Source organism: Rhodothermales bacterium (assembly GCA_041391505.1).
GTDB lineage: Bacteria > Bacteroidota > Rhodothermia > Rhodothermales > JAHQVL01 > JAWKNW01.
The window spans coordinates 190,013-205,284 of record JAWKNW010000001.1; the positions used below are offsets into that span (position 1 = coordinate 190,013).

Below are 15,272 nucleotides of genomic sequence, written 5' to 3' on the forward strand. Positions count from 1 at the left end.
CATTCTCGGCCGATATACCCTTCACGTACTGTGCCCCGGGCCCACGGCGTCGCGATCGAGAGGCGGGTTTTCTCGGTTGCCTCTTTCCCTCGCGACGGCATGCCCCACCCGATTCTGCCCGGCAGGATCACGCCGGGGCCACAGCGCCTGGTTTTTTCGTCCCAGCTCTCTTTGCGTGCAGCGGAGCGTCCAGCTCCTGCGAAGATGCGGCGGCCGACTTTCGTTTCGACCACCCTACCGCCATTCGTATGCACGCTACCCGACTCCCCCGCCCCTGGATCGCACTGTGCGTCCTGTTCGCGCTGTTCCTCAGCCCATCCCTGTTGCAGGGATGCGACGCGCTCATCGATGCCGAGCCCTCGCCGTCGCAACAACGCCTCGCGTTGCTTGGCGATAGCGGGACGCTGACCAAATTGTCGTTCGCGAACGAGCTGCTCGCCACCGACGCCGAATGGGTTTACCTCATCGTCGGCGTCAACGAGGACCAGGGCGATCTCGAAGCCTCCGGCGTGACGCGGCGCAAGCTGAACAGCTACGATGTGACGCGCCGCATCCTCACCAAATACGACGGCGACGCGGTGTTCAGGCTGGACCTGGGCTACACCCTGCAGGCCGTTTCGCTGGCCATACGACCTTCCGCCCTGCGCGACGTGCTGCGTGACCTGGAAAGCGATCCCGATGTGGCCTGGATTGAACCCGACCGGCTCCTCGCCGGCGACCCCGGCGCCTTCTCCAACATGGGCAGCCTCGGGCAGCAGGTCTCCTGGGGCGTCGCCCGGATGAACGCCCCCCGCAGGGACGCCTCGAAGGTCGACATCTTCGTCGTCGATTCCGGCATCAACGCCTCGACCGAGATCGCCCTGGCTTCGTCGACAGACTTCTCGATGTATTATCTGGCGCGCGTTGCGGACGTTGTGAACCCGATCACGTCCCTGCTCGGACTCGCCTCGACGACCAACAACCTCCTGGCGGCCGATGTGCTGGGCCACGGGACGCACATCGCCGGCACCATCGCCGCGCGCGACAACATGATGGGGGTGCGCGGCGTCGCGCCGGGGACTGCGCTCCATAACATGCGCGTGCTGGGGCCTGACGGTCAGACCGACATGTCGACCGTACTCAAGGCCATCGACGAAATCACGGCGCGCAAACAGGCGAACCCCGGGCGGCCGATGGTGGTGAACCTGAGCTTCGGCGCCGACTTCGGCTCCAGCGCCTACAACGTCCTGGACCGGGCCATCCAGCGCTCGATCGAGGCCGGCGTCGTGTACGTGATCGCGGCAGGAAACGACGGCATCGACGTGGCCACCGTCACGCCGGCGCACGTCGCCGAAGCGATCACCGTAGGGGCCTACGACCAGAAAAGGCGGCCGGCCGACTTCTCAAATCACGGCGCGGGCATCGACCTGATGGCGCCCGGCGTGGACATCGTCTCGGTGTCCCACCTCGCCTCCTGGAAACGCGTCGGCGGCAGCGGCACGTCCTATGCCGCGCCGCATGTCACGGCCCTGGCGGCGCACTACCTGAGCCAGCATCCCTCCGCCTCGCCGGCCGAGGTGCTGGAGGCGCTGCGCGCGTCGATGCCCTGACCGCAAGGATGTCGATGGGGGATGCCTGATGGCGTGCACGCAGGCATCCCCCATCGCAACGTGCTATTTGCTCATCTTCAGGCCGGCGACCGACGCTTCCGTGTTGTGCCCGAAGCGAATGCCGTACAGCCCGTCCGTCGATTTCAGCTTGCCGGCTCCGACCACGTCGGCCTTGGCGTAGCTCGCCACGACGGCGCCGTTGATGGCGCATTCCACCTTATCGCCCTTGACGGACAACGAGATGGCCTGGGTCACGGCCGTGCCCTTGTCCGCCGCCTTGTTCACCGCGGCGTTGGCTTCCGGCCGGCGGCCGTTCATCTGGAACGGCTCGGGGCCGAATCCCCGCACGATGAACGAACCATTGCCGTACGCGGCGCAATACAGGAAGCTCGCCGAATCCGTCCCGAGGTCGTTTCCTCCGATGAACAACCCGTACGGATGCGGGTGATCGCCGCCAGCCATGTAGCCCGGCTCCTCGAACGTGGCCGAAATCGTGTAGTCGCCGCTGGCCTTGTTTTCGGGCTTCCAGTAGACGACGGAAGGCCCGGTCTTGACGTGCAGCATCTCGCCATGAGCCGAGAGGCTGGAATTTTCGAGCATCTGTCCGTTTTTCGTCTCGTTGGCATCGATGGCGCCGGACCAGCCGGGAACCGAGATGCCGCCATTTTCAACAGCCTTTGATTGATCCTGGGCGGTGGCGGATAGCACGCCCGTCATGAGTAGAACGAGCGTACCGATTACGATTCGCGTGCGATGCATGGGGATTCCTCCTGGTGAGATAGTAGCGAACTCAAAGATAATGGCCGGGTAGGCGACAGGCAATGGCTGTCCGTGGGCCGGCGGGACCTCGCACGCCGGCCCAAGCGTATGCCGGCGTAGTCTTTCCGTACGCGCGCACCATGCCGGCCGTTTCCGACGCTTCATTTTTTGCCGATCTCCCCGTCCATTCCATCGCGCTCAGCGACCTGCTGGGACACGAGGCGTTGTTCATGGAGATACCTGCCGGGTGGCACGTCGTCGTGACCGACATCAAGAACTCGACGCGGGCCCACCGCGCCGGCCGCCACGAAGAGATCAACCTGATCGCCGCGGGAAGCATCATCGCCACCCTCAACCTCGCCCGGCGGGAGCGCCTCGCCATTCCCTTCTTTTTCGGCGGGGACGGCGCCTCGATGATCGTCCCCGAAGGCCTCCTCGCCCCCGTCCTCGGCGCGCTGAGCACCCACCGCACCCAGACCATGGAATCGTTCGGGCTGGATTTGCGCGTGGGTTCGTCGTCCGTCGCCTCCCTGTACGAGGCCGGTCATCCGCTGCGTATCGCCCGCCTCGCCCTCACCGGCCGCTACGCCATCCCCATCCTGCTCGGCACCGGTCTGTCGGAAGCCGAACGCCGCGTCAAACAGGCCGACGAGGGCCTGGCGGCCTCCAACTTCGACGACGCGCTCGACCTGAGCGGGATGGAATGCCGGTGGGACCGCATCGAGCCGGCCCACGCGGCGCACGAGATCGTTTGCCTGCTGGTGAACGCCGGCGCCGGCCGGTCCCAGGCCGCGGCGTTCCGGGCCGTCGTGGAGCTCATCGATCGGGTGTACGGATCCCCCGAGGCCCGCAACCCGGTTTCCACCTCGCGGTTACGGCTGGATCCCGGCTTCCAGAAAATTGCCCTCGAAACGCGCGTCCGGCTCGGGCGGCTCAGCCTCTCCCACCTGGTCTCCAACTGGGCGCTCACACAGGGGAGCCGGATCGGCTATTTTGCGCGGGAAGCCGGACGCAGCTACAAACAGGCGCTGGTCGAACAGACCGATACGTTGGTGATCGATGGGCGCATCAACACGGTCATCGCCGGCACCGCCGCGCAACGTGCCGCGCTCGACGCCGGCCTTGCGGACATGGAGGCCGCCGGCGAAATCGCGTACGGACTTTTCGTGTGCCGCGAATCGATCATGTCCTGCTACATCACCGACCGCAGCGACCGGCACATCCATTTTGTCGACGGGTCGGACGGCGGCTACACCATGGCCGCGACGCTGCTCAAGGGCAAGCGGCGATAAACGCCTCTCCGCTACTGGGAGGCCAGCGCAATCAGCGACGCGAGCGAAAAACCCACTGCGCCACCCAGCATGCCGATGTAGATATTGCGCACCTGCCGGCCGCGCAGACTTTTTTCGGTCAACTCCACCGACTGCGTCAACTGTTCGTTCAGGTAGTCGATCTGTTCGAGTAGTTGCCGGTTCGCCGACGCGTGTGCCTCTACCCGCATCTCCTGCAAGCTGATGATCTCTTCGAGCTTCGCCAGCTTCACGGCCTGGATCGAATCCACCCGCTGCCACTCGTGGTCGCGCTCCGCATAAAGCGCCTTCTGTTTTTCGAGATCGCGCACGATCGCCACGCCGGCGCTGAATACGGCCGCCTTCACGACCACGACCGGGTAATCGATGATCGGCATCCTGCCGTAGAGATCCCTCAGACTCGTGCTGTCGGGCACCGAAATGTAGTTGACATCGAGCGGCGCCCCGTCCGGCGGACTGAACTGGACGGAGGACCCTCTGAACTGGGCGTTCGCGGCGGGCGCCAGGCCGGCGAGGCAGAAAAGGACGAGAAAAACGCGGATGTTCATGACGGAACTCATTCGAGGTGGGATTGGGGCATCACTGACCGGCCGGCTCGACGACGACGGCCGGTTCGGCCACGGAAAAAGCGCCTGACGGCTGGATGGCGGCCATGCTGCTGTCGATGCCGCTCTGCAGCGCCGTCAGCTCCTGGCCGAAGGATTCGATCTGCTCCACACTGTACGCTTTTTTGTCGTCCAGCCGATCAATGTACGTCCGCGCGCTGGCGATGCGGTTCAGGAGCAGGCTGTCCTTTTCGGCCGTGACCCGGTTGATCTCGGCCACGGTCGCGACGATCTCGTCCTGCCGCTGCCGGATGGCGTCGAGTTCGCGCTTGATCTCCTGCTTCCGCGCGCCTTCGCCGCGCACGTAGATCCCGGAGAAGAAGACGCCGACGACCAGGGCGATGATGCTGATGTAGTTCGTGTTCATCGTTCAGTTGCCGCGAATGTGGAAGCCCGGGATGTCCTGGATGGCCTGGTAGCCCGCCGGCCGCCGGGTGGCCTGTCTGATCTGCTGATCCGCCGACGCCTTGGCCCTGCGCGCCTCCGTTTCCTCGGCAGAGAGGGCCGCCAGTTCGCCGTACGTCTTCTCGATCTCCTGCACCAGCTGCCGATCCTGGGCTTCGAGCTGCGCCGTGATCTGGTGCACCCGCTCCATCGTCGATGCCGTCTGCGCCTCGATGTCGCGCAGCTGCTCGCGGATCTCTTCCTTGCGGACTTGCTCGCCCTTGAGCATGGAGCCCGCGCAAAACACCGAAAGCATCAGCGCGCCGATGCTCACGTAGCCGGCGTTCGCTCCGAGAAAGGCGAGGATGGCTTGCATAGGGATGGTTGGCAGGTTACGGGTGGCAGGTTACAGGTTACGGGTGGGCGGCCGGGGGCTCAGGGGGCATACCGAACCGGCGTAAAGTGGGTGATCCGGAAGGCGCTGCCGGGCGAAAGCATCCGCTTGCGCAGGTAGACGCCGCCGCCGTCGCGCTGGTCGCCGCCCTGGCCCGGACTCGTGTTGCCCTCGATCGTCGTACCGCCCTGGCCGGCCCACTCCACGACGAAACCGACATGGCCCGACGTATCGGAAGGGTCGCGTTTCGCCTTCCACACGACGATCGTCCCGGGCGGAATTTCCACCGTCCCCCGCTGTACGAGCCGGGCTTCGATGCTTTCCCGCGTGACAAAGTCGCGGGCCCGCGCCGAACGCACCCTGGGCGCGTCGACGTTCGGTGCGCTATTCAACGCGAAGGACACGAACGCGGCGCAATACGGATAGCTGTGCCACGCGCCATAACGATCCTTGCTGGGGGCCAGGTTGACCGCGGCGAGAAACGTCTCCACCTCCGTACCCCGGTTGGAATCCTTCGGGCGCTCCGTCACTCCCACGTACGTGCGGGCGGTCTCCAGATGGACCAGCGACCCGACGGGACGCGTGTCGAGCGTCATCAGGGTATCGCCCACGTGGATGGCAATGGGGTTGTTGGGGATGGAATCCTCCGGCGTGATGTCCGGATCGATCGCCACCGAATGGAGACTCACGGGCGAAATCGAGAAGGCGCCGGCGTCGCGGATCAGCTGGATGTTCTGGAGGATATCCGCCTGGAGGACCAGGATCTCCGCTCCGAGCGAATCCAGCCGGGCGCGAACCACCTTCTCCTCGCGTTTCAGCAGCTCGATGTCCACCCGCGCGCTGTCGATGCGCGCGCGGAACAGGCTGTCCTTGCGCGCGGCAACCCGACTGATATCGCCGATGACCGCATTGATCTCGACCTGGCGCGCGCGGATGGCGTCCAGCTCGCGCTCGATCTCTTTCTTGCGCGCGGATTCACCCCGGAAGTAAATGCCGGCGAAAAAAACCGCGACGACCAGCGCGATCAGGCTGATGGAATGGCTGCCCATGAATCTCGCTCCCGGTACCGCTCAGGCTTCGAGCGTGGCATCCATCGTGATGGCGGCATTCAGCACGCGCGAAACCGGGCAGCCGGCTTTCGCATTACCGGCGGCGGTCGCGAAGGCTTCCTCGGTAGCGCCCGGGACCCTGGCGCTGACCGTCAGATGGATCGCCGTGATCGTAAACCCGGCGTCCGTCTTCTCGAGCGTCAAGGCGGCGGTCGTCGCGATACGTTCGGCGGTGAGGCCGGCCGCGCCGAGCTGACCGGAGAGCGCCATCGAAAAACAGCCGGCGTGCGCCGCGGCGATCAACTCTTCCGGGTTCGTCCCGATGCCGTCTTCGAAACGGGTGCTGAACGAATACTGGGTGTCCTTGAGGACGCCGCTGGCCGTCGATACCGTTCCTTTGCCGTCCTTGAGGCCGCCGGTCCATACGGCCGATCCATTACGTTTCATCTGTATGCTCCTGGGTGATGGGTTGGGGGTGCAGCATAGTACTATCCGGGCGCCTGCGATGCAATCCTGCGCGGGAATTGACGCAATCCGGCCTCCTCGCCGCTTACGCACTACACACCGTTTCTCCGCCGCGTGGCTCATCCACAGGTCGTGCGCGACCGGACCGGATGCGGAATACCGGGACGCCGGCGCCGCCATCCATAAAAACGAAGAAGGCGATGCGGACGCGTCGCGCATCCACATCGCCTTCCCGGCGGTTATCGTCTTGCCAGACCAATCAGGGGCCGCGGCGGCCGGTCCGATCAGACCTCCCAGCCGGGCCGATAGGTGCGGCCCACGAACTGGTTGGCCTCTTCCATGTTCGTGATCCGCATGTTCTCGCCATCCCAGAGGAGTTTCTTGCGGGCGTAATAATCCATCCGGCCCTCCTCCAGCTCCCGGCGCAGGTAATAGCTCCGGATCGCCAGGTTGCCCATGAGCACCGTCTCGGTCATCGGGCCGGCGTAGTCGAAGCTGGACGTCAGGGCGCGGTGCTCCTTGCTGCCGAAGCCGGCCTTGCACGCCTCGACCCACAGGCGCTGATGCCCGTATTCCGGCTCGCTGTCGTCCTCGACTTCCGGGCCGAACTCGGTCGTACCGTCGTTCAGATACAGCTTGGGCATCAGCGGCGAACTGTCGTTGATGTTCGTCGAAATCAACCCGTTCTCTCCGATGATCAGCACGCCGTTGGCGCTATCCTTTCCGCCCATGTCGTGATCCGGCGGGATGATTTCGGGGCGCGAGGGGCGGATGCCGCCGTCGCTCCAGGTCATTTCGATCGACGACTTGCTCTTTTCCGTCGCCGCGAAGTGGAGGGTGATGTGCGACGACACCGGGCAGCCCTCGGGATGGTAGTCGGCCTCCCAGAACTTCGTGTAGACGGCGCCCACGCTACATTCGGCGTCGGTCGGATATTTCAGCCCCAGCGTGCGGAACGGGATATCGATCAGGTGGCACCCCACATCGCCCAGCGCGCCCGTCCCGTAATCCCACCAGCCGCGCCAGCTGAACGGATGCAGCCCCGGCGTATAGGGCATGTAGGCGCTCGGACCGAGCCATAGGTCCCAGTTGAGGTCTTTCGGTTTCTGCGATTCGTCGGGCGCCGGCATGGCGAATCCCTGCGGCCACACCGGCCGGTTGGTCCACACGTGCACCTTCGAGATCTTGCCGAGCACTCCCGAGTCGACCCAGTTCTGGACCATGCCGAGCAGCGGGTTCGAGCCGCCCTGGTTGCCCATCTGGGTGACGACCTTCTGGTCGCGCGCCATCTGTGTCAACAGCCGCGCCTCCCGGATGTTGTTCGTCATGGGTTTCTGGATGTACACGTGTTTGCCGCGCTGCATGGCGTACACGCCGGCCGGCGCATGCACGTGATCCGGCGTCGAGATCGTCACGGCATCGATGTCCTTTTCCTTGTCCAGCATGATGCGGTAGTCGGCATACAGCTTCGCCTTCGGATATTCCTCTACGGTCTTCGCCGCCGAACCCGAGAAGTCGACATCGCATAACGCCACGACCCGTTCGCGCCCCTTCACCGAAGCGTTGCGGATATCGCTCGCGCCCTTACCCCCGGCGCCGATGGCCGCCAGGTTGATCTGATCGCTGGGCGCCGTAAACCCGACGCCTCCGAGCACATGCCGGGGCACAAAATAAAAGGAAGATGCGACGGCCCCCTTTTTCAGGAAGTCTCGGCGTGTCGGGTTCGTGGGCGTCGGTTTTTCATCCTTCATGGTCGTTGCCTGATGGGTCTGGTTGCCGGTTGATGCGATGGCGAAGCCGGAAACGCGACGCCGGTTCAGAAAATAGACAAACCCATCATCATTTCAAGAGCATGCCTCGCATCTGGTGCGCAGGCCTCCGGCTCGCATCGGCCTCATTTTGCGCGCGCCCGAACCCGCGGGGCCCTTGCCGGGTTCTGTGGCCATCGTTCCCGCATTCCTGCCAACTCCGTGAGTCAACACCAGATCAGCGAAACAAACCGGCGCCGCACCTTCGGCATCATCAGCCACCCCGACGCCGGCAAAACCACCATCACCGAACGGCTCCTGCTGCTCGGCGGCGCCATCCGCGAGGCCGGCGAGGTCAAGGCCCGCAAGGCGTCCCGTTTTGCCGCCAGCGACTGGATGGCCATCGAGAAGGAGCGCGGCATCTCCGTCACCTCCACCGTCCTCCACTTCAGCTACCACGGTCTGGAGCTGAACCTGCTCGACACGCCCGGCCACCAGGACTTTTCCGAAGACACCTATCGCGTCCTCACCGCCGTGGATAGCGCGTTGATGGTGATCGACAGTGTGAAGGGCGTGGAGAGCCAGACCAAAAAGCTGATGGAGGTGTGCCGGCTGCGCAATACGCCGATCCTCACCTTTATCAACAAGCTGGACCGCGAGGGGCGCGATCCGCTCGAACTGCTCTCCGAGATCGAAGACAACCTGAAGATCGAGGCGGTCCTGATGACCTGGCCCATCGGGCGCGGCGGCACCTTCAAGGGGACGTACAACCGCTACACGAAGGTCGTCCACCTGTACCCGCCGAACACGGCCGCGTCGCTGCCCCCGAGCTTCGTCGTCGAAGATCTGAACGATCCGTTTATCGACCGCGCCCTGGGATCGCATGCCGACCCGTTGCGCGAAGAGATCGAGCTGCTCGACGGCGCCGGCGGGACGTTCGACAAGGCCGCCTATCTGGCCGGCACGCAGACGCCCGTACTCTTCGGCAGCGCCATCAACGGGTTCGGGGTCGAGGAATTGCTCGACACCTTCGTCGAGATCGCCCCGCCGCCGCAGCCCCGCCCCACCACGACGCGTATGGTATCCCCGTACGAAGAGGCGTTTTCCGGCGTCGTCTTCAAGATCCAGGCGAACATGGATCCCAACCACCGGGACCGGGTGGCGTTCTTGCGGGTCTGCTCGGGCCATTTCGAACGCGGCATCCGCCTCCGGCATCACCGCATCGGGCAGGACATCAAGATCGCCAACGCGACGGTCTTTATGGCCCAGGACCGCACCGGGGCCGAGGAGGCCTATCCGGGCGATATCATCGGCATCCCGAACCACGGAACGATCCGCATCGGCGACACGCTCACCGAAAAAGAGCCGCTCCAGTTTACGGGCATCCCCAACTTCGCCCCCGAACATTTCCGGCGCGCGCGGCTCTCGAACGCCCTCCGGGCGAAGCAACTCGAAAAAGGGCTGCTCCATCTGATCGAGGAAGGTGCGATCCAGCTCTTCAGACCGCTGCACGGCGCCAGCTACATCCTCGGCGCGGTGGGTCCGCTGCAGTTCGACGTGGTCGCCAACCGGCTCCAGCACGAGTACAATGTGGATGTGCTGCTGGACCCGCTGCCCTATCAGGTCGCCCGGTGGATCGAAAGCGAGGACGAGGCGGAGGTGGAGCGTTTCGTGCGGGACGAGGAGCACAACATGGCGCGGGACACCGACGGCTCGCTGGTTTATCTATCCGATAACCCCTGGCTGCTCAACCGCATGATCGAAAAATGGCCGAAGATCGACTTCCGCAGCTCCAGGGAACACCTGGCGGTGTGATCTTCCGGGAAGGTCAGTGGTCCTGCGCGTGATGGCCGTGGTCGGATACCTGGGCATCGAACCAGGCGTGGATGGCTTCCACGAGCGCGGGGTCGTCCGTCGTGTAAAGGATCTGTCCGCCATCGGGCAGCGGCGTGTAGGCGATCTCGATCCGGTCGTGCCCCATGACGAGTTCGTGCATGCCGGCCATGTGATCTCCGTGGATCATGGCGGGATCGTGGAAATCGCCGCGGCTGAATCGTTCGGCTTCTTCGGCGAGATGGGATTGGATGAGGGCGATCTGGCCAGCGTCGCCGTCGTCCGTCACCACCTGCTGCCGGCCGCCATCGGGCAGCTTTTCGAAATGGTGCGTCGTCCGGTCGAGATCGAACGGCATCACCATCGATCCGCGCTCGGCGACGACGGCCTGGCGCGCGGTCGGCTCCGCGGATCGGCAGCCGGCCAGCCCCAACAGGCTCAGGAGGAGGGCGAACGTGCGTGGGTTCTTGCGTTCCGATGGATGCGAACGAGATGCGTGCCCCCGGCTGGAATCGAACCAGCGACACCAGGTTTAGGAAACCTGTGCTCTATCCCCTGAGCTACGGAGGCTAAAAAACCCCTGTATCACGTACGCCGGCTACGACGGTTCCGGATTTGGCGGAGTGCCGATTGCGCCTTACCATCCATCGTTTCTTTCACCGGCCAGGCGACAATCCGTGGCAAACGAAGCCATTTACAACCGACGCGCGATATGGGGCTGGGCGATGTACGACTTCGCCAATTCGGCCTTCACGACCCTCGTCGTCACCTTCATCTACGCGACCTACTTCACGGAGGCCATTGCGCCCGATTCCAACAGCGGGACGGGGTACTGGTCGCTCGGGGTGACGATTTCGGCCCTGGCCGTGGCGATCGTGTCGCCGTACGCCGGCGCCATCGCGGATCAGGGCGGCTTTCGCAAACGATTCTTGCTCTGGTCCACCATCCTGGGCGTCCTCGCGACGGCGCTGCTGTTTTTCCCCAAACCCGGTCAGATCGGCTTCGCTATCGCGGTGTTCGCCGTGGGCAATTTCGCGTTCGAAATCGGCGCCGTGTTCTATAACGCCTTCCTCCCCGACCTCGCCCCGCCCGACCGGATCGGCCGCGTTTCGGGGTACGCGTGGGGACTGGGCTATCTGGGCGGCCTGCTCTGTCTGTTTGTCGCGCTCTTTGTGCTGATACAGCCCGAAATAGCCCCCTTCGGGCTCGACATGGCCTCTGGCGAGCATATCCGGGCGACCAACCTGCTCGTGGCGGTCTGGTACGGACTCTTCAGCATCCCGATCTTCTTTCTCGTCAGCGAAAAAAAGAAGGACCGGCTTCCGCTTTCCAGCGACCTCATCCGGTCGTCGACCCGGCAGTTCGTCAATACCTTCCACGAGATCCGGACCTACCGGCACCTGTTCCGGATGCTCGTGGCGCGCATTTTTTACAACGACGGTCTCGTGACGATCATCTCGTTCGGCGCCATTTACGCCGCCGGCACCTTCGGATTCGATACGCGCAAGATCCTGTATTTCGGGATCGTACTCAACGTGTGCGCCGGCCTGGGCGCGTTCGCCTTCGGGTACCTCGACGACGTCCTGGGCGGCAAGATGACCATCCAGATCTCGAACATCGGGCTCTTCGCGGCGTCGGCGCTCGCGGTGTTCGCGCAGAGCGAAACGGCGTTCTGGATCGCCGGCGCCTGCGTGGGCATCCTGATGGGGCCCAACCAGTCGGCCAGCCGCTCGCTGATGGGCCGTTTTGTGCCGCCGGACAAAGAAAACGAGTTTTACGGCTTCTTTGCGTTCTCCGGAAAAGCGACTGCGTTCATCGGCCCCTTCCTGCTCGGGCGCCTCACCCAGGTTTTCAACAGCCAGCGCGCGGGCGTCGCGGTGGTGATGGTGATGTTCCTCATCGGCGGCCTCATCCTGCACTCCGTGAACGAGGCCGAAGGCCGCGCCGCGGCAAACCGAACATGATGACCGATACCTCCAGCGCAGCACGGCCCACCGTGGCCGAAATCGCCCGGGCCCTGGAGGTCTGGGCCCCGCCCGCTTCGGCCCAGTCGTACGACAACGTCGGTCTGCAAGTGGGCGACGCCGCGGCGCATATCGAAGCGGCGCTGCTCGCGCTCGATCTCACGCCGGCCGTGGTGCAGGAGGCGATCGCCGCCGGCGCGGGGCTGATCGTGACCCATCATCCGCTGATCTTCAAGCCGCTGCGGTCGGTTCGACGCGGCGACTGGCATGGCGATCTGATCCTCGATCTCGCGAACGCGGGCATCGCCCTCTATGCCATCCATACCAACCTGGACGCGGCCCACGGCGGCGTCTCCATCGCTCTCGCCGAACGGCTGGGCCTGCGCGGCGTCGACTTTCTGCGCCCCCTGCCGGACTCGCTCTACAAGCTGGTCACGTTCGTCCCGGAAAGTCATTTCGAGGCGGTGCGCCTTGCCCTCGCGGAAGCCGGCGCCGGCGCGATCGGCGCGTACGATGCCTGCGCCTTCGCCCTGTCCGGCACCGGGTATTTCCGCCCCGGCCCGGACGCCAACCCGCACATCGGTACGGCGGGCGGCGGACTCGAGCAGGTCGCGGAACGGCGGCTGGAGGTGGAGGTGGCCCGCTGGACGCTGCCGGCCGTCGTCGCCGCGCTGCGCGCCGCGCACCCGTACGAAACCGTGGCGTACGACGTGTACCCGGTGCTCCAGCCCTATTCCCGCACCGGGATGGGCGCCATCGGCGAACTGGAAAGCACCCTGCCGCTCGACGCGTTTCTTGGGCGCGTGCGGGACCGCCTCGATGCCGGGCATCTGCGTTTCGCCGGCTCGCGCGACGCGTCCGTGCGGCGCGTGGCCGTGTGCGGCGGCTCCGGGAGCGACCTGATCGGCGACGCGCTGCGCGCCGGCGCCGATGCGTACGTCACCGCCGACATCACGTATCACCGTTTTTTCGATGTACTGGACGGCGCCGGCGACCCGCGCATGGCGCTAATCGATGCCGGCCACTACGAGACCGAGCGCCATACGGAAGCGCTGCTCCAGCAGTGGCTGGCGACGCGCTTTTCGAAGGTTCGATGGATTCGCACCGGACATGGTACGAGTCCGATGCAGTCTTATCCCTGAGCGGAGCGAGCCGGCGAAGGGAAACGGCCTCTCAGGCCCGTTTTGAAACAATCGTCAAGATCCGCCCTTTTGCCGCCCGGAAGCCCGGCCGAGCCCTTTCGGGGTGAACATTCCCGCCCGGACGCGGTTTATCATGTTTACGTTCCGAACTCAAGTGAAGCCTAAACCCGTGGGAGTCGACCATGTCAAGCATTGTCCATGAAAGTGGCATCGGTGAACAACTCAAGGCGCTCATTCGCCTCCAACATGTCGATAGCCGGATCGACCAACTCGAAAAGATGCGCGGAGACCTGCCCGACGAGATCCGCGATCTCGAGGATGAAAAGACGGGCCTGGAAACGCGCCTGAACAATCTCAAGCAGGAGGAAAAGGAGAATGAGGTCGCTCTCCGCCAGGCGGAGATGACGATCAAGGAAAGCGAAGGCCTGATCAAGAAGTACGAGGAACAGCAGCTTCAGGTACGTAACAACCGCGAGTACGATGCGCTGACGAAGGAAATCGAGGCGCAGAAGCAGCGGATCATCGATTCGAACCTGCAGATCGAGCAGATCAACCAGACCACCGTATCCAACAAGGTGGCGCACGAGGAAGCCGAACTGCGTCTGAAGGACCTGCTCGAAATCCTCGGCGGAAAGCGCAAGGAGTTGGACGAGGTGCTGGGCGATACGAAGCAGGAGCAGGACGAACTCGAAGCGAAACGCGCGGAAGCGGAAAGCGCCGTCGATTCGCGCTATCTTCGGGCGTACAAGCGGCTTCGCAGCCGGCTCCGTGACGGCCGCGCCCTCGTTCCGCTGGAGCGCGGCGCCGCCTCGGGCTACGCCGTCCCCCCGCAGCGCCAGGTTGAAATCCGCCAGCGCAACCGGATCGTCGCCTGCGAACACACCGGGCGCATCATCGTGGACAGCGAACTGTACCTGGAGACCATCGGCGAGATGGATCAGGCCGCCAAGTAGGCGTTTTCACGCCGTCAACCCGGGCACAAAGCATTATCGTCTGCCGGATCATCGCGTCCCGCATCCGCGGGATGAGGAAAGTCCGAACACCACAGGGCGCCGTGCTTCCTAACGGGAAGGTCCCGCTTCGGCGGGAACAGCACGTGCAACAGAAAGCAAACCGGCCGATGGTCCCTTCGGGGACACAGGTGACGGGTGAAATGGTGGGGTAAGAGCCCACCGGCGTCCCGGGTGACCGGGGCGGCCAGGCAAACCTCACGGGGTGCAAGGCCAAACAATCCCGGCCCGCTGCCGCTTCGGCGGCAGCGGATAGGATGGCCCGTCGAACGGGATGGGTAGGCTGCTAGAGGCCTGTGGCGACACAGGTCCCAGATAAATGATGATCTCCCGTACGGCCGGCGCGGCCCGGTCTACGGCGAACAGAATTCGGCTTACAGGCAGGCGATTGCCGCAAAAAAAGAAGGCAGCAGGACATCGTCCTGCTGCCTTCGCCCTTTCCGGGCCTATTTCAGTGCGACGGGCGGGGCATGGATCACGTCAGGATCGCGCCACCGTCTGCGGATTTTTCCGGCTGCCCCAGGCCGTGTCTGAAAAATGTTCGGGGCATCCCTGAGCATCCAAAAAAACCGCCAAAACAGCGTTGGATCCTGAATCACGTTCAGGATACGTTGCAGTCTGAAAGATTTTTCAGACAGAACCTAGTTGTTCTGACCTTCCGGAGCCGGCGTCGCTTCGCCAGCGGGCGCATCGGTGGAAGGCGCCGGGGGCGGAAGCGTCGGCGCAGCCTGTTCGGTCTGCTGGCCGGCACGCTGCTGCAACACGCTGTTCCGCGTCTCGCCCTTGTCAATCAGGAAGTTCGAGAGGATGCAGAGCACGATGAAAAGGGTCGCCATCGTCCAGGTTGCTTTCTCCAACACGTCAGGCGCCTGCCGTGCGCCGAGAACCTGCTGCGTACCGCCGGCCGCGATACCCGCGAGTCCGCCGCCACGCCCGCTCTGGATCAATACAACGAACGTCATCAGGACGGCGATGAGAGCAATAAGGATGATCAGAAAAGTAAACATGGGCGTCGATAGG

Annotated in this window: 15 protein-coding genes, 1 tRNA gene and 1 other RNA gene; 7 read left to right on the forward strand and 10 right to left on the reverse strand. The window is 64.3% G+C overall.

All coding sequences use genetic code 11. The features are described from left to right. Nucleotides 1-248 precede the first annotated feature (248 nt). Nucleotides 249-1,589, forward strand: coding sequence for a S8 family serine peptidase (locus R2834_00740; GenBank protein MEZ4698828.1), 1,341 nt, complete (start codon nucleotides 249-251; stop codon nucleotides 1,587-1,589). Nucleotides 1,590-1,652: 63 nt separating this feature from the next. Here R2834_00740 and R2834_00745 read toward each other — a convergent pair whose 3' ends face one another. Beyond that, nucleotides 1,653-2,348 carry a hypothetical protein gene (locus tag R2834_00745; GenBank protein ID MEZ4698829.1) on the reverse strand — a complete coding sequence of 232 codons (696 nt, stop codon included), beginning with the start codon at nucleotides 2,346-2,348 and terminating at the stop codon, nucleotides 1,653-1,655. A gap of 140 nt (nucleotides 2,349-2,488) precedes the next feature. Here R2834_00745 and R2834_00750 point away from each other — a divergent pair, with 140 nt between their 5' ends. Continuing rightward, nucleotides 2,489-3,640: a DUF3095 family protein gene (locus tag R2834_00750; GenBank protein MEZ4698830.1), complete on the forward strand. Its 1,152-nt coding sequence runs from the start codon at nucleotides 2,489-2,491 to the stop codon at nucleotides 3,638-3,640. Between the two features lie 11 nt (nucleotides 3,641-3,651). Here the strand turns inward: R2834_00750 and R2834_00755 are convergent, their stop codons facing one another. From R2834_00755 to R2834_00780, 6 genes are all read right to left on the reverse strand, one after another. Next, complete coding sequence (locus R2834_00755) at nucleotides 3,652-4,206, reverse strand: hypothetical protein (protein MEZ4698831.1); 555 nt, start codon at nucleotides 4,204-4,206, stop codon at nucleotides 3,652-3,654. Nucleotides 4,207-4,237: 31 nt separating this feature from the next. Further along, entirely contained in the window at nucleotides 4,238-4,630 is a 393-nt protein-coding gene (locus R2834_00760; GenBank protein ID MEZ4698832.1) for a hypothetical protein, read from the reverse strand. A 3-nt stretch (nucleotides 4,631-4,633) separates the two neighbouring features. Continuing rightward, entirely contained in the window at nucleotides 4,634-5,023 is a 390-nt protein-coding gene (locus tag R2834_00765) for a hypothetical protein (protein MEZ4698833.1), read from the reverse strand. A 59-nt stretch (nucleotides 5,024-5,082) separates the two neighbouring features. Then, nucleotides 5,083-6,090, reverse strand: a complete 1,008-nt coding sequence (locus R2834_00770; GenBank protein ID MEZ4698834.1) for a CHAP domain-containing protein — start codon at nucleotides 6,088-6,090, stop codon at nucleotides 5,083-5,085. Nucleotides 6,091-6,111: 21 nt separating this feature from the next. After that, a complete protein-coding gene (locus R2834_00775; protein ID MEZ4698835.1) occupies nucleotides 6,112-6,537 on the reverse strand; it encodes an OsmC family protein in 426 nt (141 codons plus the stop codon). Between the two features lie 302 nt (nucleotides 6,538-6,839). Beyond that, entirely contained in the window at nucleotides 6,840-8,306 is a 1,467-nt protein-coding gene (locus R2834_00780) for a Gfo/Idh/MocA family oxidoreductase (protein ID MEZ4698836.1), read from the reverse strand. A gap of 219 nt (nucleotides 8,307-8,525) precedes the next feature. On the opposite strand from R2834_00780, the gene R2834_00785 reads away from it, so the two are divergent. Further along, the gene (locus tag R2834_00785) at nucleotides 8,526-10,118 is read left to right on the forward strand and encodes a peptide chain release factor 3 (GenBank protein ID MEZ4698837.1); all 1,593 of its coding nucleotides are present in this window, start codon (nucleotides 8,526-8,528) and stop codon (nucleotides 10,116-10,118) included. A gap of 13 nt (nucleotides 10,119-10,131) precedes the next feature. Here the strand turns inward: R2834_00785 and R2834_00790 are convergent, their stop codons facing one another. Together R2834_00790 and R2834_00795 are read right to left on the reverse strand one after the other, a co-directional pair. Further along, nucleotides 10,132-10,569 (reverse strand): hypothetical protein, encoded by a 438-nt coding sequence (locus R2834_00790; GenBank protein MEZ4698838.1) that lies wholly within the window; start codon nucleotides 10,567-10,569, stop codon nucleotides 10,132-10,134. 64 nt (nucleotides 10,570-10,633) lie between these two features. Beyond that, nucleotides 10,634-10,706 (reverse strand) — tRNA-Arg (locus tag R2834_00795). Nucleotides 10,707-10,813: 107 nt separating this feature from the next. Here R2834_00795 and R2834_00800 point away from each other — a divergent pair. The 4 genes from R2834_00800 to rnpB all read left to right on the forward strand — a co-directional run bounded on the left by R2834_00800 (nucleotide 10,814) and on the right by rnpB (nucleotide 14,645). Next, nucleotides 10,814-12,100 carry an MFS transporter gene (locus tag R2834_00800; protein MEZ4698839.1) on the forward strand — a complete coding sequence of 429 codons (1,287 nt, stop codon included), beginning with the start codon at nucleotides 10,814-10,816 and terminating at the stop codon, nucleotides 12,098-12,100. After that, entirely contained in the window at nucleotides 12,097-13,242 is a 1,146-nt protein-coding gene (locus tag R2834_00805) for a Nif3-like dinuclear metal center hexameric protein (protein MEZ4698840.1), read from the forward strand. Before R2834_00800 ends, R2834_00805 begins: the two co-directional genes overlap by 4 nt. 182 nt (nucleotides 13,243-13,424) lie before the next feature. After that, nucleotides 13,425-14,195, forward strand: a complete 771-nt coding sequence (locus R2834_00810) for a hypothetical protein (protein MEZ4698841.1) — start codon at nucleotides 13,425-13,427, stop codon at nucleotides 14,193-14,195. 35 nt (nucleotides 14,196-14,230) lie between these two features. After that, an RNA gene (rnpB, locus tag R2834_00815) (RNase P RNA component class A) lies at nucleotides 14,231-14,645 on the forward strand. 248 nt (nucleotides 14,646-14,893) lie between these two features. On the opposite strand, the gene secG is transcribed toward rnpB, so the two are convergent. Further along, nucleotides 14,894-15,259: a preprotein translocase subunit SecG gene (gene secG / locus R2834_00820; GenBank protein ID MEZ4698842.1), complete on the reverse strand. Its 366-nt coding sequence runs from the start codon at nucleotides 15,257-15,259 to the stop codon at nucleotides 14,894-14,896. Nucleotides 15,260-15,272: the final 13 nt, after the last annotated feature.

Coding starts and splice junctions, on each gene's coding strand:
- R2834_00805 (MEZ4698840.1), top strand. CDS start 12,097: ATGATGACCGATACCTCCAGCGCAGCACGGCCCACCGTGGCCGAAATC.
- R2834_00810 (MEZ4698841.1), top strand. CDS start 13,425: ATGTCAAGCATTGTCCATGAAAGTGGCATCGGTGAACAACTCAAGGCG.
- R2834_00755 (MEZ4698831.1), bottom strand. CDS start 4,206: ATGAACATCCGCGTTTTTCTCGTCCTTTTCTGCCTCGCCGGCCTGGCG.
- R2834_00750 (MEZ4698830.1), top strand. CDS start 2,489: ATGCCGGCCGTTTCCGACGCTTCATTTTTTGCCGATCTCCCCGTCCAT.
- R2834_00780 (MEZ4698836.1), bottom strand. CDS start 8,306: ATGAAGGATGAAAAACCGACGCCCACGAACCCGACACGCCGAGACTTC.
- R2834_00770 (MEZ4698834.1), bottom strand. CDS start 6,090: ATGGGCAGCCATTCCATCAGCCTGATCGCGCTGGTCGTCGCGGTTTTT.
- secG (MEZ4698842.1), bottom strand. CDS start 15,259: ATGTTTACTTTTCTGATCATCCTTATTGCTCTCATCGCCGTCCTGATG.
- R2834_00740 (MEZ4698828.1), top strand. CDS start 249: ATGCACGCTACCCGACTCCCCCGCCCCTGGATCGCACTGTGCGTCCTG.
- R2834_00775 (MEZ4698835.1), bottom strand. CDS start 6,537: ATGAAACGTAATGGATCGGCCGTATGGACCGGCGGCCTCAAGGACGGC.
- R2834_00765 (MEZ4698833.1), bottom strand. CDS start 5,023: ATGCAAGCCATCCTCGCCTTTCTCGGAGCGAACGCCGGCTACGTGAGC.
- R2834_00760 (MEZ4698832.1), bottom strand. CDS start 4,630: ATGAACACGAACTACATCAGCATCATCGCCCTGGTCGTCGGCGTCTTC.
- R2834_00745 (MEZ4698829.1), bottom strand. CDS start 2,348: ATGCATCGCACGCGAATCGTAATCGGTACGCTCGTTCTACTCATGACG.